This window comes from Streptomyces mirabilis (assembly GCF_018310535.1).
Taxonomy (GTDB): Bacteria; Actinomycetota; Actinomycetes; order Streptomycetales; family Streptomycetaceae; genus Streptomyces.
Genome location: NZ_CP074102.1, coordinates 3,261,082 through 3,282,924 on the forward strand (window position 1 = coordinate 3,261,082; position 21,843 = coordinate 3,282,924).

The 21,843-nt window shown below is 70.3% G+C and carries 21 protein-coding genes; 3 read left to right on the top strand and 18 right to left on the bottom strand.

The window, feature by feature from the left end; all coding sequences use genetic code 11:
• Positions 1–84 precede the first annotated feature (84 nt).
• From groL to SMIR_RS14245, 4 genes are all read right to left on the bottom strand, one after another.
• The gene (gene groL, locus SMIR_RS14230; protein WP_067366966.1) at positions 85–1,707 is read right to left on the bottom strand and encodes a chaperonin GroEL; all 1,623 of its coding nucleotides are present in this window, start codon (positions 1,705–1,707) and stop codon (positions 85–87) included.
• Positions 1,708–1,836: 129 nt separating this feature from the next.
• Positions 1,837–2,145, bottom strand: coding sequence for a co-chaperone GroES (gene groES / locus SMIR_RS14235; RefSeq protein WP_060901476.1), 309 nt, complete (start codon positions 2,143–2,145; stop codon positions 1,837–1,839).
• Positions 2,146–2,479: 334 nt separating this feature from the next.
• Positions 2,480–3,259 carry a polysaccharide deacetylase family protein gene (locus SMIR_RS14240; RefSeq protein ID WP_168494709.1) on the bottom strand — a complete coding sequence of 260 codons (780 nt, stop codon included), beginning with the start codon at positions 3,257–3,259 and terminating at the stop codon, positions 2,480–2,482.
• Positions 3,256–4,185, bottom strand: a complete 930-nt coding sequence (locus SMIR_RS14245) for a polysaccharide deacetylase family protein (RefSeq protein WP_168494707.1) — start codon at positions 4,183–4,185, stop codon at positions 3,256–3,258. The genes SMIR_RS14240 and SMIR_RS14245 overlap by 4 nt, the downstream gene beginning before the upstream one ends.
• 110 nt (positions 4,186–4,295) lie before the next feature.
• On the opposite strand from SMIR_RS14245, the gene SMIR_RS14250 reads away from it, so the two are divergent.
• Positions 4,296–5,483 (top strand): class I SAM-dependent methyltransferase, encoded by a 1,188-nt coding sequence (locus SMIR_RS14250; protein ID WP_212727081.1) that lies wholly within the window; start codon positions 4,296–4,298, stop codon positions 5,481–5,483.
• A gap of 40 nt (positions 5,484–5,523) precedes the next feature.
• Here SMIR_RS14250 and SMIR_RS14255 read toward each other — a convergent pair whose 3' ends face one another.
• The 3 genes from SMIR_RS14255 to SMIR_RS14265 all read right to left on the bottom strand — a co-directional run bounded on the left by SMIR_RS14255 (position 5,524) and on the right by SMIR_RS14265 (position 7,979).
• On the bottom strand, positions 5,524–6,795 hold the full coding sequence (locus SMIR_RS14255; protein WP_168501238.1) for an RNA polymerase sigma factor: 1,272 nt from the start codon (positions 6,793–6,795) through the stop codon (positions 5,524–5,526).
• A 276-nt stretch (positions 6,796–7,071) separates the two neighbouring features.
• Positions 7,072–7,428 carry a YciI family protein gene (locus tag SMIR_RS14260; RefSeq protein ID WP_060901481.1) on the bottom strand — a complete coding sequence of 119 codons (357 nt, stop codon included), beginning with the start codon at positions 7,426–7,428 and terminating at the stop codon, positions 7,072–7,074.
• Between the two features lie 143 nt (positions 7,429–7,571).
• Positions 7,572–7,979 carry a Uma2 family endonuclease gene (locus tag SMIR_RS14265; protein ID WP_168494703.1) on the bottom strand — a complete coding sequence of 136 codons (408 nt, stop codon included), beginning with the start codon at positions 7,977–7,979 and terminating at the stop codon, positions 7,572–7,574.
• Positions 7,980–8,104: 125 nt separating this feature from the next.
• Here SMIR_RS14265 and SMIR_RS44905 point away from each other — a divergent pair, with 125 nt between their 5' ends.
• Together SMIR_RS44905 and SMIR_RS14275 are read left to right on the top strand one after the other, a co-directional pair.
• The gene (locus SMIR_RS44905; protein WP_168494701.1) at positions 8,105–8,245 is read left to right on the top strand and encodes a hypothetical protein; all 141 of its coding nucleotides are present in this window, start codon (positions 8,105–8,107) and stop codon (positions 8,243–8,245) included.
• A gap of 400 nt (positions 8,246–8,645) precedes the next feature.
• A complete protein-coding gene (locus SMIR_RS14275) occupies positions 8,646–9,251 on the top strand; it encodes a class I SAM-dependent methyltransferase (RefSeq protein ID WP_212727082.1) in 606 nt (201 codons plus the stop codon).
• On the opposite strand, the gene SMIR_RS14280 is transcribed toward SMIR_RS14275, so the two are convergent.
• The 11 genes from SMIR_RS14280 to rimI all read right to left on the bottom strand — a co-directional run bounded on the left by SMIR_RS14280 (position 9,244) and on the right by rimI (position 21,834).
• Positions 9,244–10,242: an LCP family protein gene (locus SMIR_RS14280; protein ID WP_168501237.1), complete on the bottom strand. Its 999-nt coding sequence runs from the start codon at positions 10,240–10,242 to the stop codon at positions 9,244–9,246. The two genes, SMIR_RS14275 and SMIR_RS14280, sit on opposite strands and share 8 nt — an antisense overlap.
• A gap of 202 nt (positions 10,243–10,444) precedes the next feature.
• Complete coding sequence (locus SMIR_RS14285) at positions 10,445–11,800, bottom strand: glycoside hydrolase family 10 protein (protein WP_212727083.1); 1,356 nt, start codon at positions 11,798–11,800, stop codon at positions 10,445–10,447.
• Between the two features lie 87 nt (positions 11,801–11,887).
• Positions 11,888–12,949, bottom strand: coding sequence for a LacI family DNA-binding transcriptional regulator (locus tag SMIR_RS14290; RefSeq protein ID WP_212727084.1), 1,062 nt, complete (start codon positions 12,947–12,949; stop codon positions 11,888–11,890).
• Positions 12,950–13,061: 112 nt separating this feature from the next.
• Complete coding sequence (locus tag SMIR_RS14295; protein WP_212727085.1) at positions 13,062–15,290, bottom strand: beta-xylosidase/alpha-l-arabinosidase; 2,229 nt, start codon at positions 15,288–15,290, stop codon at positions 13,062–13,064.
• A gap of 42 nt (positions 15,291–15,332) precedes the next feature.
• Positions 15,333–16,097 (bottom strand): carbohydrate ABC transporter permease, encoded by a 765-nt coding sequence (locus SMIR_RS14300; protein WP_248003692.1) that lies wholly within the window; start codon positions 16,095–16,097, stop codon positions 15,333–15,335.
• A gap of 128 nt (positions 16,098–16,225) precedes the next feature.
• The gene (locus SMIR_RS14305) at positions 16,226–17,242 is read right to left on the bottom strand and encodes a carbohydrate ABC transporter permease (protein WP_168494691.1); all 1,017 of its coding nucleotides are present in this window, start codon (positions 17,240–17,242) and stop codon (positions 16,226–16,228) included.
• Positions 17,243–17,251: 9 nt separating this feature from the next.
• Positions 17,252–18,553, bottom strand: a complete 1,302-nt coding sequence (locus SMIR_RS14310; RefSeq protein ID WP_168501235.1) for an extracellular solute-binding protein — start codon at positions 18,551–18,553, stop codon at positions 17,252–17,254.
• A gap of 271 nt (positions 18,554–18,824) precedes the next feature.
• Positions 18,825–19,865: a LacI family DNA-binding transcriptional regulator gene (locus SMIR_RS14315; protein ID WP_422664432.1), complete on the bottom strand. Its 1,041-nt coding sequence runs from the start codon at positions 19,863–19,865 to the stop codon at positions 18,825–18,827.
• Positions 19,866–19,977: 112 nt separating this feature from the next.
• On the bottom strand, positions 19,978–20,229 hold the full coding sequence (locus tag SMIR_RS14320) for a hypothetical protein (protein WP_212727086.1): 252 nt from the start codon (positions 20,227–20,229) through the stop codon (positions 19,978–19,980).
• Positions 20,226–21,335: a tRNA (adenosine(37)-N6)-threonylcarbamoyltransferase complex transferase subunit TsaD gene (gene tsaD / locus SMIR_RS14325; RefSeq protein ID WP_168494688.1), complete on the bottom strand. Its 1,110-nt coding sequence runs from the start codon at positions 21,333–21,335 to the stop codon at positions 20,226–20,228. The genes SMIR_RS14320 and tsaD overlap by 4 nt, the downstream gene beginning before the upstream one ends.
• Complete coding sequence (gene rimI, locus SMIR_RS14330; protein WP_168501234.1) at positions 21,328–21,834, bottom strand: ribosomal protein S18-alanine N-acetyltransferase; 507 nt, start codon at positions 21,832–21,834, stop codon at positions 21,328–21,330. The genes tsaD and rimI overlap by 8 nt, the downstream gene beginning before the upstream one ends.
• Positions 21,835–21,843: the final 9 nt, after the last annotated feature.

Sequence of the window (21,843 nt, forward strand, 5' to 3'; positions counted from 1 at the left end):
TGGTGCGGGACCTGGCAGGTGGTACCGAGTACGGGAGAAGCCCCCGTTCCGTGCGGAACGGGGGCTTCTTCGGGAGTACGAGACTCAGTGGGAGTGCCCGTGGCCGTGACCGGCGTCGGCCTCCTCCTCCGCCGGCTTCTCGACGACCAGGGTCTCGGTCGTGAGGAGCAGGGAGGCGATGGAGGCGGCGTTCTCCAGGGCGGAGCGGGTGACCTTGACCGGGTCGATGACACCGGACTTGACCAGGTCGCCGTACTCGCCGGTGGCGGCGTTGAAGCCCTGGCCCTTGTCGAGCTCGGCGACCTTGGAGGTGATGACGTAACCCTCAAGGCCGGCGTTCTCCGCGATCCAGCGCAGCGGCTCGACGGCGGCCTTGCGGACGACCGCGACACCCGTGGCCTCGTCGCCGGTCTTGCCGAGGTTGCCCTCGAGGATCTTCACGGCGTGGACGAGCGCGGAGCCACCACCGGAGACGATGCCCTCCTCGACCGCGGCGCGGGTCGCGGAGATGGCGTCCTCCAGACGGTGCTTCTTCTCCTTGAGCTCGACCTCGGTGGCGGCGCCGACCTTGATCACGCACACGCCGCCGGCCAGCTTCGCGAGGCGCTCCTGGAGCTTCTCGCGGTCCCAGTCGGAGTCGGTGTTCTCGATCTCGGCCTTGATCTGGTTGACCCGGCCGAGGACCTCCTCGGAGTTGCCGCCACCGTCGACGATGGTGGTGTCGTCCTTGGTGACGGTCACACGGCGGGCGCTGCCCAGCACGTCCAGACCGACCTGGTCGAGCTTGAGGCCGACCTCCTCGGCGATGACCTGACCACCGGTGAGGGTGGCGATGTCGCCGAGCATGGCCTTGCGGCGGTCACCGAAGCCGGGGGCCTTCACGGCGACGGCGTTGAACGTGCCGCGGATCTTGTTCACGACCAGGGTCGACAGGGCCTCGCCCTCGACGTCCTCGGCGATGATCAGCAGCGGCCGGGAGGCGTTGGACTGGATGACCTTCTCCAGCAGCGGCAGCAGGTCCTGGATGGAGCTGATCTTGCCCTGGTGGATGAGGATGTACGGGTCGTCGAGGACGGCCTCCATACGCTCCTGGTCGGACACCATGTACGGCGACAGGTAGCCCTTGTCGAAGGCCATGCCCTCGGTGAAGTCCAGCTCCAGGCCGAAGGTGTTGGACTCCTCGACGGTGATGACACCGTCCTTGCCGACCTTGTCCATCGCCTCGGCGATGAGCTCGCCGACCTGCGGGTCCTGGGCGGACAGCGCGGCGACGGCGGCGATGTCCGACTTCTCCTCGATCGGGCGCGCGGTGGCGAGGAGCTCGTCCGAGACCGCCTTGACGGCCGCGTCGATGCCCTTCTTGAGCAGCGCCGGGGAGGCACCCGCGGCGACGTTCTTCAGGCCCTCGCGGACGAGCGCCTGGGCCAGCACGGTGGCGGTGGTCGTACCGTCACCCGCGATGTCGTTGGTCTTGGTCGCCACCTCCTTCACCAGCTGGGCGCCGAGGTTCTCGTACGGGTCGTCGAGCTCGACCTCGCGGGCGATGGTGACACCGTCGTTGGTGATGGTGGGTGCGCCGAACTTCTTGTCGATGACGACGTTGCGGCCCTTGGGGCCGATCGTCACCTTGACCGTGTCGGCAAGCTTGTTGACGCCGCGCTCGAGGGCGCGACGGGCGTCCTCGTCGAACTTCAGGATCTTCGCCATGGGAGCGATTCAGCCCTCTCGGAAAACTGGGGTGAACGAACCGCGCCCCCGACGCCCGGCTGGTTATGGTCGCGGGGGCCAGGGGCGCAGTTCACTGCAAAACTGGGTGAAACGGTGAAGCTCGGTGAACTACTTCTCGATGATCGCGAGCACGTCGCGAGCCGAGAGGACGAGGTACTCCTCGCCGTTGTACTTCACCTCGGTGCCGCCGTACTTGCTGTACAGCACGATGTCGCCGGTGCTGACGTCGAGCGGCAGGCGCTCGCCGTTCTCGAAGCGGCCCGGGCCCACGGCGAGGACGACGCCCTCCTGGGGCTTCTCCTTCGCAGTGTCCGGGATGACCAGGCCGGAAGCCGTGGTCTGCTCGGCGTCCAGCGGCTGGACCACAACACGGTCCTCGAGCGGCTTGATGGCAACCTTGGAGCTGGTGGTCGTCACGATCCGACCTCCCCCTTCGGAGATCTCACGGGGTTAACTGTCTGAGGTGGCGACCAGGTGGATCCGTCGTCGCGGGTGCCGGACCTGCCCGTCGCTATTGGCACTCTCCAGGGGGGAGTGCCAGGGCCGAGACTATGACCGCGATTAGCACTCGGTCAAGCGGAGTGCCAAAGCGTCCGGCGTGGCGTGGGGTTTTGGGCACCCGGCGTGCGTGTCGGCGCGCCCGTGGGCTGCCGCCCCCAGACCCCCGCCATCGGTCTGAACGGCCTCGTCCTCGAACACCGGACGGGCTGATCGATGCCTCCCCGAGTTGATGCCTCCCCGAGCCGAACGGTCAGAGGTAGTTCTCCAGGCGCGCCGGTGTGAAGCCCTCCGCCTGGATGCGTCGCAGGAGTCTGACCGTCGCCTCCGTGAGGTTGGGCTCCTCGAAGCCGGAGAGGATGTCACCCGGTCGCAGACGGTGGGCGTCGGGCCCCCGGCCGAGGACGACGGCCACGACCCCGCAGTCGGCGGCGGCGTGCAGCGTGGTGGTGTCGTAGGCGCCGTAGGGGGGACGGAAGAGCCGGGGGCGGATGCCGAAACGGGCCTTGAGCTTCTCCTGCTGGCCGCAGATCTCGGCCCGCTGGCCCGCGTACGGCAGTCCGCGCAGCGAGGCGTGGTGGAGGGTGTGGTTCTGCACGCTCGCACCGACCGTCCGCAGTTGGGCGAAGTGCCCGTACCCCGGCCCGACGACACTGTCCGTGAGGAACATGCTGACCGGCAGCCGCAGTTCACGGACCATGTCGACGAACCGCGGATCGCGCTCGGCACCGTCGTCGTACGTCAGAAAGACCACTTTGTCGCGAGTGGGTACGCGGTCCACGACGGGGGCCAGTCCCGGCGCCGCGCCGCGGAGGGCGGGCCGGGCGGGCTGCTGCGGCGGGGCGGCGAGCGGGGTGGGCAGCCCCCAGTGGCGGTACGTCGCCGGGGTCGGCCCGTTCGGCCTGGACCTGCGCACCTCCTGCGCGGCCTTCTTGCCCAGCCGTTCGATCGGGTCGACGGACTGGGCACAGCCGGTGCAGCCGGTCAGGAGCGCCGCGGTGAGCGCCCCCGCGACCAGCGCCCGCGTTCTCACAGGTAGTCCTCCAGCCGTGCCACCGCGTACCCCTTGTCGGTGACCAGCTTCAGGAAGCGGCGGATCATGTCGGGCATGGTGCCGTCCCAGTCCTCTTTGCCGCGGAAGTGGGTGAGGACGATGTCGCCGGGGTGCAGGTCGCGGTCCCAGTCGCGGTACTCCCAGTGGTCGACGAAGACCTCCTCGTCCCAGATGGGCGCGTACTTGATGCCGCAGGACTTGGCGGCGCGCAGGGTGTCCTGGTTGTAGTTGCCGTAGGGCGGCCTGAGGACCTTCGGGCGCTTGCCGAACTGCTTCTCCATGATGTCCTGCATGCCGCAGATCTCGTGCCGCTGCTCCTCGTACGACAGCCCGGGCAGGTAGGGGTGGGTGAGGGTGTGGTTGTTGAGGGTGACGCCCTGGTCACGCATCTTCCGGAAGTACCCGTAGTCGTCCTTGACCAGGTAGTTGCTCAGGAAGGCGGTGTACGGGATCTTCAGGTCGCTCATCATCCTGAGGAACGCGGGGTCCTTCTCGGAGCCGTCGTCGATGGTGAGGAAGACGACCTTGTCCTTGGTGGGGACGGTCGTGAAGACCGGCGGCAGGCCGAGCTCTTCCTGATCGGTGACCTCGAAGCCGTCGCGGGGTCTGATGACCGGCTTTCTCGCCGGGGCCGGCGGCGCGGCCAGCGGGACCTTCGTGAGCCCCCAGTGCTTGGCCGCGGCGGCCCGGGCGGCCTGCTGCTCGCGGAGTCTGGCGGCGTAGGAGTCGAGGGCGCGGGCCGGGGGCGCGTGCAGCGCCTGCTGGGGCCCCTGGGCCGAACGGGCGCCGTTGGTGTCGTCGTCGGCGCAACCGGACGCGAGGGCGGCGACGGCGAGGACGGCGACCCCGCCCCATACGCGCGCCCTCTTTGCGTTGTTTTTGTACTTTTGTCGTACTGATCGCATGGTGTCGGATCCTTGCAGGCCACCGCGCGTCCGGGGCTCCGACACCGCGACCGGGGACGCACCGTCCACCGACTGGCCCACACCCGCCCGCGCTGACCGACAATGGGCCGGTGAACGACGTCTCCTTCGCCTCCCTCCTCACCCCCGAGGGCCGCGCCCTGCTCGACGAGGTGCGCGGCACCGAACCGGCCCAGGAGCTGGCCGTCGCCACCCGGCTGCGCCGCGACCACCCGGCCGAACTGGTCTCGGCCGCGCTCGGGCAGGCGCGGCTGCGGCAGCGGGCGGCGGCGAAGTTCGGCGCCGAGGACGCGGAGCGGATGTTCTTCACCCCGAACGGGGTCGAGCAGTCGACGCGCACCACGGTCGCCACCCATCGCGCGCGGCGGCTGCGGTCCCTGGGCGTGCGCTCGGTCGCCGACCTGTGCTCCGGCATCGGCGGCGACGCGATCGCGCTGGCCCGTGCCGGAATCCGCGTCCTCGCCGTCGACCGCGACCCGCTGACGGTGGTGGTGGCGCGCGCGAACGCCGAGGCGCTCGGGCTCGCCGACCTCATCGAGGTGCGCGAGGCCGATGTCACGGAGGTCGACACGCAGGCGTACGACGCGGTCTTCGTGGACCCGGCGCGGCGCGGCGGACGCGGCCGGATCTTCGACCCGGAGGCGTACTCGCCCCCGCTCTCCTGGGCGATCGCGACGGCTCTGAAGGCCCCGCTCGCCGCCCTGAAGATCGCCCCGGGCATCCCCCACGAGGCGGTCCCCGCCGAGGCCGAGGCCGAGTGGATCTCGGACGCCGGTGACGTGAAGGAGGCGGTGCTGTGGTTCGGCACCGAGCCGGGGCTGGTGCGGGCCACCCTGCTGCCCGGCCCGCGCGAGCTGCGCGGCCGCGGCCTCCCCGACCCCGCGGTGCGCGAGGTCGGGCGCTACCTGTACGAGCCCGACGGCGCCGTCATCCGCGCCCATCTGGTCGCCGAGGTCGCCGAGGAAGTCGACGGCGGACTCGTCGACGAGACGATCGCGTACGTCACGGCGGACGAACTGCGCCCGACGCCGTACGCCTCCGCCTACGAGATCACCGACCGACTCCCCTTCAACGTGAAGAAGTTGAAGGCGCTGCTGCGGGAGCGGGGGGTCGGGGTGCTGACGGTGAAGAAGCGGGGGTCGGCGGTCGAGCCGGAGGAACTCCGCAAGAAGGCCCTGCCCAAGTCGCACGGCCCGCACTCGGCCACCGTCTTCCTGACCAGGGTCGCGGGGGCACCGACGATGCTGCTCGGCCACCCGGTCCGGCGGCACGCCTCCTAGCGGCAGTCCCCCTGGCAGCAGTCCTCCTGCCGGCAGTCCTCTAGCCGCAGTCCCGCGCCCGCGTCTCCAGCAGCTCGCGTTCCCGTTCGTTGCGGGCCAGGCCCGCGGCTCGTTCGAACTCCGCGCGGGCCTGCGCCGTACGGCCGAGGCGGGCCAGCAGGTCGCCGCGGACGCTGGGCAGCAGGTGGTAGTCGCGCAGGGTCGGTTCACCGGTCAGACGGTCGACGATCTCCAGCGCCACGGCGGGGCCCTCGGCCATGGAGACGGCGACGGCGCGGTTCAACTCGACCACGGGAGACGGGGAACGGGTCGCCAGCAGCCCGTACAGGGTGGCGATCTGCCGCCAGTCCGTGTCCTCGTACGCGTACGCCTGGGCGTGGCAGGCGGCGATGGCGGCCTGGAGGGCGTACGGGCCGGGGGGTCCGGTGGTGACGGCGCTCGCCCGGCCGAGGGCGGCGAAGCCGCGGCGGATCAGCAGGCGGTTCCAGCGGCGCCGGTTCTGGTCCTTGAGGAGGACGGGCTCGCCCGAGGGGCCGGTGCGGGCGGCGGCGCGGGACTCCTGGAGCTCCAGCAGGGACACCAGCCCGTGCACTTCGGGCTCCTTGGGCATCAACTCGGCGAGCACGCGTGCCAGTCGCAGCGCGTCCTCGCACAGGGCGGGGCGCAGCAGGTCGTCGCCCGCCGTGGCCGCGTACCCCTCGTTGAAGACCAGGTAGATGACCTCGAGTACGGACCCGAGGCGGGCCTCGCGGTCCGGGCCGTAGGGGACCTCGAAGGGGACGTCCTTCGTCGCCAGGGTCCGCTTGGCGCGCACGATGCGCTGGGCGACGGTCGCCTCCGGGGCGAGGAAGGCGCGGGCGATCTCGGGGGTGGTCAGACCGCCGACCAGGCGCAGGGTGAGGGCGATACGGGCCTCGGCGGAGAGGACGGGGTGGCAGGCGGTGAAGACGAGCCGCAGCAGGTCGTCGTCGATGTCGTCCGGGTCGGAGGGTTCGTCGAGGTGGTGCGGGGCGGTCACCGAAAGGTCCCGCCCCACCTCCTCCAGCTTGCGCGCGTACTGCTCCCTGCGGCGTACGAGATCGATCGCACGACGCTTGGCCGTGGTCGTCAGCCACGCGCCCGGGTTGTCCGGGACGCCGTCCCGCGGCCACTGCTCCAGCGCCGCGACCAGGGCGTCCTGCGCGAGCTCCTCGGCGATGCCGACGTCACGGACGATGCGGGAGACGCCGGCGATGATGCGGGGCGACTCGATCCGGAAGATCGTCTCGACGGCTTCGACGGCTTCGCCGGCACCTCTGGTGGCCCCGGACAGGTCCGGCGGCGTGACGGGCGTGACGGTGGGCTGTTGCTCTTCCACAACCCACCATCAGACACCCACGGCGGCCGCAGGCCAAGGAATGGCTAGGGCCTTTCCGGCGGATCAAGTCGGAGGGAAGCAACGGTGCCTCACTAGCGCAGGTGAGCGGGGCTTGGTGCGTGCAGCTGCAAGGCGGAGGAGGGCGTCGACGCGGAGCGTCGGCAACCGACGACAACGCCGCAGATGTGCGTGCCAAGCCCCGCGTCTGCGGCGTGATCCGCCGGACAGGCCCTAGCCCTCGGCGATCTCCCGCACCTCGCAGGTCACCGTCCAGTGCTCCTCGTGCACCTTCAGGAACCGCTTGGTCCACTCCAGGGCCTCGGCCATGTCCTTGCACTGCATGAGCGCGTACCCGCCGACGACCTCCTTGGACTCGGTGAAGGGCCCGTCGGTGACGGACAGCTGCCCGCCCGACCAGTGCACCCGCTTGCCCTGGGCGGACGGCGTCAGCCCGGCGGTGTCGAGCATGACCCCCGCCTTGGTGATCTCCTCGATCAGCTCGCCCATCCGCTGCATCAGCTCCGGGCTCGGGCCCTCGGCGGGCGCGGTGCTCTCGTCGATCTGGACCAGCGACAGGTAACGCGGCATGGTGACTCCTCGTATCCGTGGTGCCTCGGAGGCGGGGCTTCTCCCTGCCTCTCACCCGTGCGTCGAACGGGAGACACCGGTTTCGACACCGTCCCCGGATTTCTCTGGATTTTTTTCTCCCGGCGGGGTTCGGCGGCTGCGGCTCAGTCGGCGAAGTCCTTGAGCTTCTGTGTATCCAGCGTGAACCCGACCGGATCCGGCAGCTCGATCACCGCTCCGAACGCCCGGGTGGTGAGAGAGCGGTAGACGCCGCCCTCGGGGTCGCAGTGCACGGTCACGCTGTCCGTGTCCCGGTCGACGAGGAGGTAGACGGGGATGCCGGCGGCCGCGTATCCGTCGGGCTTCTCGATCCGGTCACGCCGGTCGGCGTCCCGGTCGTGCGAGGTGACCTCGACGACCATCAGGACACCCGCGGGCTCGGCCCACTCGCCCTTTCCGGCGAAGTACTCCTCGGGCGCCAGTGCTCCGTCCGGCCGGGCGCGCCCCTTGCGGTACGCCTGGACTTGGAGACCTTGTTCCGGGAAGAGAAAAAGTTCGGGGCGGTACTGCATGCACCGCTTGAGGCCCTGCGTACCGGGACCCGCATGGAGAAGACGGAGAAAGGAGCAGGCACATGACGACCTTGCAGCACGGTCCGCCCGTGACCGGGGCAGGATGGAGGGGAGGAGGCGACGCCATGACCCCCAGCACTGCCGACCGTCCCCAGATGCTCGTCGAGGAGAGGTCCGACTCGTCGGCGAGCCGGTCGATGTACGTCGCGATCGACGCCTCGCGGGTGGGCAGATGCGCGAAGTCGCGACCCGTACGGGGGGTTTGATCGGGCGCCGACCGCTTTCCGTAACCCGGATTGGCCAGTGGATGGGCGGAGGGGCGCGGGGCAGCACTAAGCTGGACGGTAGCCATGGATCGACTGCTTTCGATCTAGTTGGTCAGACCCCCGCGCGGTGCTCTAACACCCACGGGGGTCGATGCTTTTCCTGGCGCACGCCACACGTCCGCCACGCTCCGCCGCGGCCCGATCACGAAAAGTCATCACCCCTGGCCGGAGCGGTACTTGGGCCGCCGGACAGGGAGGGTGGGTGGGTCGAGCCTCCCGCCCAATCCATACAAAAGCGTCTCGAATCCCGACCCCCGAAGCTCAAGTCCCGGCGAACGGGGCGCAGACGTGCTCGCGGAAGTGCGGGGCTGACCCGGGAGCCGTGTGGGCAGGTTCCCGTATGCCCTTCGATCACAACGACCACTACCACCGGCTGTTGCTGCGGAAGTTACCGAAGCACGGTCGTATCGCCCTCGACGTCGGCTGTGGCACCGGGCGTTTCGCGCGGCGGCTGGCGGCGCGGGGCTATGAGGTCGATGCCGTCGATCCGTCCGCCGAGGTGATCGCCGCGGCGCGGCGGATCGGGGGCGGCCCCCGGTTCCGGCGGACGGACGTCGTCTCCGCCGGGCTGCCGAAGGGGCACTACGACGTCATCACCTGTCTGGCGAGCCTGCACCACATGCCGTTCGGCACGGTGACCAGGTTCCGCGAGGCGCTCGCGCCCGGCGGGGTGCTGCTGGTGCTGGGCTGCTACGCCGGGATCACCTGGTGGGATCTCGCAGCCGTGCCCGCCAATGCCGTGGCACGGGCGGGGGTGGCGATGGGTGAGCGGCTGCGCGGAAGCGAAGCCGTGCCACTGCGGGCGCCGGTGCGCGAGCCGCGGATGTCGCTGGCGGACGTCCGGAGCGAAGCGGACCGGCTGCTGCCCGGCTCCCGCGTCCGCCAACTCCTCTACTGGCGTTATCTGTTGACGTACCGGGTCGGCGGGGTCGACCGGCTCACTTGAGCGAGGTCCACAGGTCGCTCGCCTCCGGCTCGTCGGCCACCACCCGGTTCGGGTTCGACGGAGCCGTCACCACCGGCATGGTGATCGTCTTGACCTTGTCGGAGGAGAGGGACTTCAGGCTCTGGCCGAGCTTCATCAGTTCGCCCAGCGAGTCGAGCCCCGTGTCCGTCGTCAGACTGCCGGTGACGGCGTCGGCGACCTTGTAGAGCTTGGCGGGGTCGGTCAGCAGGGACGTCGACGCCATCTGTTCCAGCAGTGCCTTCACCAGCTTCTGCTGGAGGCCTATGCGGCCGAGGTCGCTGCCGTCGCCTATGCCGTGCCGGGTGCGGGCCAGCGCCAGGGCCTGGGTGCCGCCCAGATGGTGCGTGCCCGCCTTCAGGTGCAGATGGCTCTTGTCGTCGTCGATGTTCTGGTCCGTTGTCACGGTGACGCCGCCGAGCGCGTCCACCAGCTTCGCGAAGCCGGAGAAGTCGATCTCGATGTAGTGGTCCATGCGGACGTCCGTGAGGGACTCGACGGTCTTCACCGCGCAGACCGGACCGCCCACCGAGTACGCGCTGTTGAACATCGCGTTGTACGCCACCGAGGTCGTCCCGCCGGACGAGGTCGGGCACGACGGGCGGGTCACCAGGGTGTCCCGGGGGATGCTCACCACCGTCGCCTTGGTGCGCCCCTCGTCGACATGGACGACCATCGCCGTGTCGGAGCGGGCGCCCGAGCTGTCGCCGCCCCCGAGCGCGGCGTTCGCCTTCCCGCTGCGCGAGTCGGAGCCGAGGACCAGGATGTTCAGGGCGCCGCTCGGCAGCGGGGCGGCCGAGGCGGAGGCGGACGCCGACGGGGTCGACACCGCCTTCGCCGGACGGTCGTCGCCCAGCGCGCTGTTGATGTCCACGCTCTTGATGTTGTGGTTCAGGTGCCAGTACGCCCAGCCCGCCCCGGCCGCGGAGAGCACGAGGACGCCGGCGAGCGTGATGCCGGCGGCTTTCAGCAGACCTCTCCGCCGTCCGGCACGTCTCGCGGCGCCCTCGTTCCCGTCTCCGCTCTCGACCCCGTTCCCGTCCCCGCGCCCGGCCTCACGTCCGCCCCCACGCTCCTCTTCTGCAGTCACGCGGAGGAACGTAAGTCCGAATTATTACGAGCAGGAACCTCTTCTGGGGTTTCCTTCGGAAAATCTCAGACTTCTCACGCCACCCTCAGCCCAGCGTCACCGTGGGCACCGGATTGCTCCCGCTCCATGACGCGTTGAACCCGAACGTCACTGATCCGCCGTTCGGTACCGTTCCGTTGTAGGAGGCGTTCGCGCACGTCACCGCCGCACCGGACTGGGTGCAGTCGGCGTTCCAGGCCTGGGTGATCCGCTGGCCCGCGCCGTACGTCCAGTTCACCTTCCACGACGACAGCGCGGCCCCGGAACAGGCGATCCTCACCTGCCCCGTGAACCCCGTGTTCCACTGGCTCTGGACGCTGTACGTCGCCGTGCAGGCACCCGTGGGCGGTGGCGTCGAGGTCCCGCCCAGCGAGCCCGCGATCGCGTAGTACGCCGGTTTCGGCACGTAGTTCTCGTCGTACGGGGTCGCCGCGCCGTACCCGGAGAAGACGTCCGGGATCCAGGAGTCGGAGTCGGTGAAGCCCCAGACGGTGACGCCGTAGCACCGGGACACCGCGACGCACGCGTCGAACACCGCCTTGTAGTCGGCGGCCTGCTGCGTCAGCTTCGCGCTGTCGGAGGGGACCTGCATACGGATGTCCAGCTCCGTGATCGCCACGTCGACTCCGAGGTCGGCGAAGCGCTGGATGTTCTGCTGGAGCGTGGACGGCACCTGGCCGAGGATGAGGTGGGCCTGGAGGCCGACCCCGTCGATCGGGACGCCGCGCTCCTTCAGCGACTTGACCAGGTTGTAGAGGGCGGTGCTCTTGGCGTTGACGCCTTCGACGTTGTAGTCGTTGATGTAGAGCTTGGCGCCCGGGTCGGCCGCGTGCGCCCAGGTCAGGGCCTGGGCGATGTAGTCGGAGCCGAGGCCGTTGTACCAGAGGGTCGAACGGTAGGTGCCGTCCTCGTTGAAGGGCTCGTTCACCACGTCCCAGGCGGCCAGCTTGCCCTTGTATCGGGTGACCTCGGTGGTGATGTGGTCCTGGAGCAGCGAGCTGAGCTGGGCGGACGTCCAGGTGCCGTTCGTCAGCCAGCTCGGGTTCTGGCTGTGCCAGACCAGGGTGTGGCCGCGCACCTGCTGGTTGTGGGCCTGCGCGAAGGCCACGATCTGGTCGGCCTCGGCCCAGTTGTAGGTGCCCCGGGTGGGCTCGACGGTCTCCCACTTCATGGCGTTGCCGGGAGTGAGCGAGCTGAACTGGGCCCCGGCGATGTCGCCGTACGTCCCCGTGAGCTTGGACCCGGTGACGGCGGTGCCGATCACCTTGCCCTTCGCGGCGGCCAGGTCGCGCAGCGGGGTGTCGGCCGCGTGGGCGGCGGGGGCCGCGACCAGCAGGGCGCCGAGGGTGGCGATGCCGGTGAGAACGGAACCCAGGGATAAGCCTGTTCTCAGAGATCTCATGCGGGTGCCTCCGAAAGTTTCGGTCTTGCAACCGATTGGCTTCGGAGGAGTGTGGAGCGGGATGCCCCACTCGTCAATACGTCCACTTCACGCCGAGCCGACCGCCGGAGCCGCCCCCGTACTGCTGCGCACCACCAGGCTCGTGGCCAGTTCCACTCTGGTCCCCGCCGCCGGCCGCTCCTCGCGCCCCAGCTCCAGCACCAGCCTGGCCGCCGCCTCCGCCATCTCCGTCAGGGGCTGCCGTACGGTCGTCAGCGGCGGCCCGACCCAGCGCGTCACCGGCAGATCGTCGAACCCCACGACGCTCAGGTCCTCCGGGATGCGCAGGCCCAGCTCGCGGGCGGCCTCGTACAGGCCGAGCGCCTGGAGGTCGTTGCCGGTGAAGACGGCCGTCGGGCGGTCGGGGCGGCGCAGCAGGTCGAGGCCCAGCCGATAGCCGTCCTCGTGGTGGAAGTTCCCGACTCTGATCAGCTCCGGGTCCACCGGCAGTCCCGCCGTCTCCAGCGCCGCCCGGTATCCGTCGACGCGCGCGCGGCTGCACATCATCCGCGAGGGCCCGCTGATCGCGCCGATCCGCCGGTGCCCCAGGTCGACGAGATGGCGGGTCGCGGCCAGCCCGCCGTGCCAGTTGGTGGCGCCGATGGACGGCACCTCGTCGCCCGGGTCGCCCGCCGGGTCCATCACCACGAACGGGATGGACCTGCTGGTCAGCAGCGCGCGCTGGGACTCGTCCAGCCGGGACAGCACGAGGATCACGCCGTGCGGGCGACGGGCGGCGACCTGGTCGGCCCAGGTCCGCCCGGGGGTCAGCCGTCCCGCGCTCTCCGAGAGGACGACGCTCAGCCCCTCGTCCCGCGCCACGTTCTCGACACCCCGGATGACCTCCATCGCCCAGGCGCTCTCCAACTCGTGGAAGACCAGGTCGATGAGGGGTGAGCGGGTCGCCTCGGCCCGGCGGCGCCGGTAGCCGTACGCACGCAGCAGCTCCTCGACACGGGTGCGGGTGGCCGGGGCGACATCGGCCCGGCCGTTGAGCACCTTCGAAACAGTCGGAGCGGAGACGCCTGCCTCGCGGGCGATCTCGGCGAGGGTCGCGGTCCCCGAGGACCGTTCCGCCATCCGCTTCTCCACGGGCTTCGCGGGATTCATGGGCGCGATCGTATCCCCGGGTGCACGCCGGGCGACCCCTCTCCGACCTCAGGAAGGTCCGTAACATTCGAGAACTGGCAGGAAAAATTCGGCGACGGCGCGAACCGGCGGCTCACTTCACGCGCACCTCGCACCGCATCCGCCGCTCCCGGCCCACCACCCGTTCGGGCCCGGTCAGCGTCACCGGCACCGCGTACCGCACCCCGCCCTCGGCGCTGGACACCCCCAACCGCAGCTCCAGCTCCCCCGGTTCGACGATCCGGTCGCCGTCCGGGCCGGTGTACGCGGCCAGGTCCGCCGGGATCGTGAAATGGACCTCCGCCGACGCGCCCGCCTCCAGCGGCACCCGCGCGTAGCCCACCAGCCGGGCCACCGGCCGCGCCACCTTGCCGACCGGGTCGTGGAGATAGAGCTGCACGACCTCGGTACCGGCCCGCTCTCCCGTGTTGCGGACGGTCAGCCGCAGGGTCGTCTCGCCGTCCGTCGGGAACGCGGTGTCGTCGACCGACGGCGCCTGCCAGTCGTACGTCGTGTACGACAGCCCGTGTCCGAACGGGAACAGCGGCGTCGGGTCGAGGTTGCTGGCCCCGCTGCGCTGCCCGAGCGGCGGCGCGAGATACGTCCACGGCTGTCCGGCCCGCTCGCGCGGCACGCTCACCGGAAGCCGCCCCGACGGGTTCACCCGCCCGGACAGCACCCCGGCCACCGCGGGGCCCCCCTCCTGTCCCGCGAAGAACGCCTGCACCACCGCCGCGCACCGGTCCGCCCAGCGCCCGAGCGCGTACGGCCGACCCGAGAGCAGTACCAGCACGACCGGTGTCCCGGAGGCCAGCGTCTTGTCGACCAACTCTCCCTGTCCCTCGGGCAGTTGGAGATCGGCCGCGTCGCACCCCTCGCCCGAGGTGCCCCGCCCGAACAGCCCCGAGCGGTCGCCGACCGCGACCACACACACGTCGGCGGCCACCGGATCGTCGGTGAACTCCACGTCCGGCAGCTCGGCGCGCAGCGCCTCCAGCAGCGTCGGCACGCCCACCCCCATCTCGACCTCGGGGTGGTCGAGGAGGACATGGCGGGGGAAGGTGTAGCAGCCGAGCATGGCCGCGGGATCGTCGGCCAACGGACCGAGCACGGCGATCCGCCGCACCCCGGACGCCAGCGGCAACGTGCCCCCGTTGGCGAGCAGGACGACCGACTCCTCCGCCAACTGCCGGGCCAGCTCTCGCATGTGCGGCGGATCGAGGTCGACGGATCCTGAGTCCGCGGGCTCCGCCGCCCAGTCTGGATCCAGCAGCCCCAGTTCGCACTTCTGCGTCAGCACCCGCAGCGCGGCCCGGTCCACGAACTCCTCGTCGAGGGGCCCGGCGCCGTAGCAGCGCACGGCGGGCAGCTCGACGTCCACGCCCGCCGCGAGCGCGAGCCCGGCGGCCCCCGCGGGCGAGTCGGTGAGTCCGTGCGCGGTCTCCAGGAAGGACACCCCGAAGTAGTCGGCCACGACCGTGCCGGTGAACTGCCACTCCTCCCGCAGGAGTTCGGTGAGCAGTCGGCGGTGCGCGTGGGCGGGCAGCCCGTCGAGGTCGTTGTACGAGGCCATCACCGACCGCGCCCCGCCCTCCCGTACGGCCATCTCGAACGGCGGCAGGATGACGTCCGCCAGTTCGCGCGGGCCGAGCGAGGCGGGCGCGTGGTTGCGGGCGCCGCGGGAGGCCGAGTAGCCGGCGAAGTGCTTGAGGGTGGCGACGACACCCGCCGCCTCCAGGCCCTGGACATAGGCGGTGCCGACGGTCGCCACGAGGTAGGGGTCCTCGCCGATCGACTCCTCCGTACGGCCCCAGCGGGGATCGCGTACGACGTCGAGGACCGGGGCGAGGCCCTGGTGGACGCCGACCGAGCGCATCGAGGCGCCGATCGCCGCCGCCATCTCCTTCACCAGAGCAGGGTCGAAGCTCGCGCCCCAGGCGAGCGGGGTCGGGAAGACGGTCGCCTGCCAGGCCGTGAACCCGGTGAGGCACTCCTCGTGGGCGAGCGCCGGCAGCCGGAAGCGGTTCGCGGAGCGGATGCGTTCCTGGAGGGAGGCGAGGCGGGCGGCGCCCTCGGCCGGGTCGACCGGCGCGGTGCCGAAGGGGCGGGTCAGCTGGCCGAGCCCGTGCGGGAGCAGCCGCGTCAGGTCGATGTCCTCGGACAGCGCGTGCTGCAGCGGCGCCATGTCCCCGCCCGGGGTCTCGTTCGAGCCGGGCCACACGCTGTAGAGCTGGGCGACTTTCTCTTCCGTGGTCATACGGGCGAGCAGGTCGGCGGCGCGGACGCCTGCGGGCAGAGCGGTGTCCTGCCAGGGGTCGGTCATGTAACTCCTCACATCCACAGGGGCATCGGGAGGGGCCGGCACTCAGCCCTTGGTCGCGCCGAGCGTGATGCCGCCGATGAGCTGTCGTTCGGCGACCGCGTAGAAGGCCAGGGCGGGCGCCATGGCGAGGACCAGATAGGCGAAGATGCGGGCCACGTCGGAGGCGTACTGGCCCTGGAACTGCTGGATGCCGACGGGGACCGTCCACCAGGTGGGTTCGCTGAAGACGAGCAGGGGGAGCAGGAAGTTGTTCCAACTGCCCACGATGGCGAGGACGGAGACGGTGCCGAGCGCCGGGCGGGCCAGCGGCAGCAGGATGCGCCAGAAGAAGCCGAACGAGGAGCAGCCGTCGAGGGTGGCCGCCTCCTCCAGCTCTCCGGGGATCTCCCGGAAGAAGCCGCGCAGGATGACGATCGTCATGGGCAGGCCGAAGGCGGCCTGGGGCAGGATCACGCCCCACGGGTTGTCCAGCAGCCCGAAGGTGCGCAGCAGGATGAACAGCGGCAGGATCGCCACCGCGAAGGGGAACATCAGCCCCATCGTGAAGACGGTGAACAGCACTTCCCTGCCCCGGAAGGCGAACCGCGCGAGCGCGTAGGCGGCGAGCGCCGACGCCCCCACGGTCAGCAGGGCGGTGGCGACCGCGATGAGGGTGCTGCTGCCGACGGACCGCCAGAACGGACCCGAACCGAGCAGCGAGGTGTAGTTCGAGGTCACCCAGGGGTGGGGAAGGCCGAAGGTGTTGCTGGAGAGCTGGTCGGTGGACTTGAAGCCGGAGACGAGGGCGTACAGCAGCGGGGTCACCATGACGGCGCCGACCAGCCACAGGATCACGTACACGGGCAGCGAGCGCAGCCTGCGACGGCGTACGACACTCTTCGGGACCGTGCTCTCAGGGACCGTGCTTTCCGGGACCGTGCTCTTCACGACCGCGCTCATCGGCCTGCTCGCATGGTGGTGATGGCTCCTTCGGTGTCACGACGCAGCACGAAACGCTGGTAGGCGAGGGCGAAGACGAGGCTGATCAGGAACATCGCCACGCTGATCGCGCTGGCGTAGCCCATCTGGTAGCGCTTGAAGCCGTACTGGAACATGCTGATGACCATGGTTTCGGAGTGGTGGTCGGGACCGCCCGCGGAGATCACCCAGACCAGGTCGAAGAGCTGGATGGCGCCGATCACGGACAGGAACACGCTGATCCGCAGGGTCGGCGCGAGCAGCGGGAGCGTGACGTGGCGGAAGCGCTGCCAGCTGCCGGCGCCGTCGATGCGTGCCGCCTCGTGCAGCTCCGCCGGGATGCCCTGGAGGCCTGCCAGGTAGAGCATCATGTGGAAGCCGAAGTACTTCCAGGTCATGACCAGGAAGAGGGTGGGCAGGACGGTGTTCTGACCCGCGAACCAGAGCCCGCCCAGGCCGTCGAGACCGACCGCGCCGAGGACCTTGTCGGCGAGTCCGCCGCCCGGCGCGAAGATCATGCTGAACAGCACGCCGGTGATGACCTCGGACAGGATGTACGGCGCGAAGAACAACATCCGGTAGACGGCCCGGCCGCGCAGTCTCTGGTTGAGCAGCACGGCCATGGCGAGCGCGAACGGCAGCTGGAGGACCAGGGAGAAGGCGACGAGCAGGACGCCGCGCCACAGGTCCCCGAGGAACACCGGGTCCTGGAAGAGCCGGGTGTAGTTGTCGAACCCCACGGAGTCGGTGGGCGAGCCGAACCCGCCCCAGTTGAAGAAGCTGACGTAGAAGGCGTAGCCCATCGGCAGGAGGACGAGCATCCCGAACAGGGCGAGCGCCGGAATGGTGAAGACGAAGGCCGCGAACCAGTCGCGCACGCGCCGCAGGACGGGACGGCGGGGCCCTGGGCCCGGTGAAACGGCCGTCACGCCGGTCGACTTGCCGAGATCGGGCACATACGTCGACGCGGTCGAGGTCGAGGTCGAGTGCGTCATCGCCGGCCGCTAGCTCTTCTCGCTCTTGGCGACCTGGGTCACCGAACGTGTGACCTGCTCGGGCGACTTGGAGCCGGCGATGAGCGCGGCGACACTGTCGTTGATCTCCTGGCCGACGGCGGGGGCGTACGCCTGGTCGAGGTAGAGCTGGAAGCCGGTGGCGTTGTTCAGGGCGTCCGACACGGCGGTGAGGTTGGGGTCGGTCAGCGCGGGGCGTGCGTCCTTGGACACCGGTATCAGGCCGGTCTCCTTGACGAGGGTCTCGGCGAACTGCTTCTCCGCGAAGAACTTCAGGAACTCCACCGCCGCGTCCGGCGCCCCCTTGCGCACCGCGTGGCCGCCGCCCCCGCCGAACACCTCGGTGAGCGCGCCCTTTCCGCCCTCCACGGAGGGGAAGGAGAAGAAGCCCAGGTCGTCGCCGATGCCCTTGCCCGAGTCCTTCTCGACGGTCGGCGCCCACTGGCCCATCAGCTCCATGGCCGCCTTGCCGTTGCCCATCAGGGCCGCCTCACCGTTGGGATCGGAGTAGGCCCCGCCGAGGAAACCCCTCTGGAAGGGTTCGAGCGCGACGAGGTCCTTGAGGTGCTGGCCGGCCGTGACGAACCCCTCGCCGGTGAAGTCGGCGTCGGTGGCGGCCTTCTGCATCGCCTCCAGTCCGGCGACGCGCATCGACAGATACGCCCAGTAGTACATGCCGGGCCACTTCTCCTTGCCGGCCAGCGCGATGGGCGTGATCCCGGCGCTCTTGAGGGCCCTGATGGTGTCGAGATAGCCGGACCAGGTGGTGGGCGGGGTGTCGATCTTGGCCTTCTTGAAGAGCGCCTTGTTGTACCAGAAGCCGACCATGCCGATGTCGAACGGGACCGCGTACGTCTTCTTGTCGAACTGGTAGGCCGCCAGCGAGGCGGGCACATAGTCCTTCGTCCAGGAGGCGGTCTTGTCGGTCAGGTCCTCGACCAGACCCGCGTCGATCTGCTGCTTGAGGACCCCGCCGCCCCAGGTGTGGAAGACGTCCGGAAGCTTTCCGGAGGTGGTCAGCGCGGTCATCTTCGACTTGTACGCCTCGTTCTCCAGCGTGACGACCTTGACCTTCACGTCCGGGTGCGCGGCCTCGAAGTCCTTGGCGCGCTGGGCCCACAACTTCTTCGCGGGCTGGGTGGTGGTGATGTTCCACCACTCGATCGTGGTCTTGCCCGAACTGTTCCCGCTGTCGGAGGAGCCGCACGCGCTCAGGGCGGCCGCGCCCAGTCCGGTCGCCGCGGATGCCGCCAGGAACCTCCGGCGGGAGAAAGAGGTGTAGGTGTCGCCCAACGCTCGCATCGCACACCTTCCGGAAGAGAGCCGATAATTATCGGCCGAGTGCGCCGGAAGTTACGGGTGCGGGACAGCCGTGTCAACGCCCCTGACAAATATCGAGAGTTCTTCGAGTGCGGGCCGGTGGGGGCTGGTCGCGCAGTTCCCCGCGCCCCTTCGGTCGCGCAGTTCCCCGCGCCCCTGAAGGGGCGCGGGGAACTGCGCGACCGGCCACGAATCACCCGCAGCCGCCGAACCGCCCTCAGACACCCCGCCCCTGAGGCGCCTCTCAACCCCGTCGCGCCGTACTCGCCCGAACAACCAGCTCGGTAGCCAGCTCAACCCTCGGAGAGACCGGGTCCTCGCCCAGCGCCAGCCGGAGCACCGTGCGCGTGGCCAGCTTCCCCATGTCCGCCAGCGGCTGCCGCACCGTCGTGAGCGGCGGCGCCGACCACCGGACCTCCGGCAGATCGTCGAACCCGACGACACTCATGTCCTCGGGCACCCGCAACCCCCGCCGACGCAACGCCTCGATCGCCCCGAGCGCCATCTGGTCACTCGCCGCGAACAGCGCGGTCGGCGGTTCCTCCAGGTCGAGCAGCGTGTTGCAGCCGTCGAAGCCGGCCTGGTGGTAGAAGTCCCCCGGTACGATCAGCGCGTCGTCGACCGCGACGCCCGCCCCGTCCAGCGCCGCCCGGTACCCGTCGAGCCGCGCCCGCGAGCACAGCAACCGCACCGGCCCCGCGACAAAGCCGATCCGCCGGTGCCCGAGCCCGAGCAGATGCTCCGTCGCCGCCATCCCGCCCGCCCAGTTGGCGGCGCCGACGGTCGGTATGTCCAGGGTCGGGGACCCCGCAGGATCGACCACGACCAGCGGCACCCCGAGCCGCCGCAACTCCTCGTGCAGCCGGGGTTCGAGGACCGAGGTCACGAGGATCACGCCGTCCGAGGCGCGGGCGCGCAGATTGGTCATCCACTGCCGGGCCGAGCCCGACGCACCGTGGATGGCGGACACCACCGTGCCCACTCCGGAGGCGTGCGCGACCTCCTCGACCCCTCGGATGATCTCCACCGCCCAGGGGCTGTCGAGGTCGTTGAAGACCAGGTCGATCAGGGCCGCCCGGTCTCCGGGCGCGGACGACCTGCGCTGGTAGCCGTGGCGCCGCAGCAGGTCCTCGATGCGGGCCCGGGTCTCCGGCGAGACGTCGGAGCGGCCGTTGACGACACGCGACACGGTGGGCACCGAGACGCCGGCCTGCCGGGCGATCTCGGTGATCGTCACCTTGTTCTTGATGCTCTCCCGGGCCACTGCGCCCACCTCCGTCGACACGTCGAACCGCCCCTCTACCGTTCCACACCCACGGACGAAACTTTGCAGGAGTCTTCCGGAAAAGCGAGGTCGGCGTGAAGCCCAGCCGGAAACGAAGACGGAAACGAAGACGTCAGGAGACCGACTCGAACCGCCACCGATGGACCGCCCGGGTCACCAAGTCCCCGTCCGGCTCCGGGAGTTCGGGGAGCTCGGCGTCGTAGGCCGCATCCCACCAGGTGATGACGAGCACCCGGTCCTGCGGCGCGCGCAGGATCTCCCGCCGCAGCGGCTGCGTCGCCGACTCCTGTCCCCGTACCCAGGCGAGCAGTTCCTCGCCCCGCCCGGGGACGGCCCGCGCCTCCCACATCAACGCGACGGTCACGAGTACAGGTTCTCCTTCGAGACCTCGTGCACATGATCATGATCATGGCCGTGCTCGTGTGAACGACCGGGCACATGCGGGTCCGTCACCGGCAGTGAGGAGTCGGCCGACAGGTCCCAGTCGGAGGTGGCCCGGTTCCGGGAGACCATCTCCGCGCCCAGCGCGGCCACCATCGCCCCGTTGTCCGTGCACAGCTTCGGCCGTGGCACCCGCAGCCGGATCCCCGCGGCCTCGCAGCGCTCCTGGGCCAGCGCCCGCAGCCGTGAGTTGGCGGCCACGCCACCGCCGATCATCAGGTGGTCGACGCCCTCGTCCTTGCAGGCCCGTACGGCCTTGCGGGTCAGCACGTCGACGACCGCTTCCTGGAAGGAGGCCGACACGTCACGCACCGGCACCTCCTCACCCGCCGCCCGCTTGGCCTCGATCCAGCGGGCAACGGACGTCTTCAGCCCGGAGAAGGAGAAGTCGTACGCCGGGTCGCGCGGGCCGGTCAGGCCGCGCGGGAACGCGATCGCCGAGGGGTCGCCCTCGCGCGCGTACCGGTCGATGACCGGACCACCGGGGAAGCCCAGGTTCAGCACGCGCGCGATCTTGTCGAAGGCCTCGCCGGCCGCGTCGTCGATGGTCGCGCCCAGCGGGCGGACGTCCGAGGTGATGTCGGTCGACAGCAGCAGCGAGGAGTGACCGCCGGAGACCAGCAGGGCCATCGTCGGCTCCGGCAGCGGGCCGTGCTCCAACTGGTCCACACAGATGTGGGAGGCGAGGTGGTTGACGCCGTAGAGGGGCTTGCCCAGCGCGTAGGCGTACGCCTTGGCGGCGGTGACGCCGACGAGGAGGGCGCCGGCGAGGCCGGGACCGGCGGTGACCGCAATGCCGTCCAGGTCCTTCGCGCTCACCCCCGCGTCCTTGAGCGCCCGGTCGATGGTCGGCACCATCGCCTCCAGGTGGGCGCGGGAGGCGACCTCGGGCACGACGCCGCCGAAGCGGGCGTGCTCGTCGACGCTGGACGCGATGGCGTCCGCGAGCAGCGTGGTACCGCGGACGATGCCGACTCCGGTCTCGTCGCAGGAGGTCTCGATACCCAGGACCAGCGGTTCGTCAGCCATTGCTCTCTGTTCCTTGTACGCCGTTTACTGAGGGTGGACCCGCGGTGGAGCCGCTGTCGGACGCGGTGTGCAGCCGCATGACCAGGGCGTCGACGTTGCCCGGCTGGTAGTAGCCGCGGCGGAAGCCGATGGGCTCGAAGCCGAAGCGCTCGTACAGCTTCTGCGCGCGGACGTTGTCCACGCGGCACTCGAGCATGACCTCGGCGCACTCGAACGCGGTCGCGGCCCGCACCAGCTCGGTCAGCAGCCGGGCGCCGAGGCCGGTGCCCCACTGATCACGTCGTACGGCGATGGTCTGTACGTCGCCCAGGTCGCCGGAGGCGGCGAGCCCTGCGTATCCGACGAGCCGGCCGCTCTCCGTCGCGACCACGTACCGGCGCGTCGCCCCGGGCCCGCGGGCGTGGGCCAGCTCGGACCAGAACATCCCCCGCGACCAGGCGTCCTCGGGGAAGAGGTCCTTCTCCAGCTCCAGTACGGGATCGATGTCCCACCAGCGCATCTCGCGCAG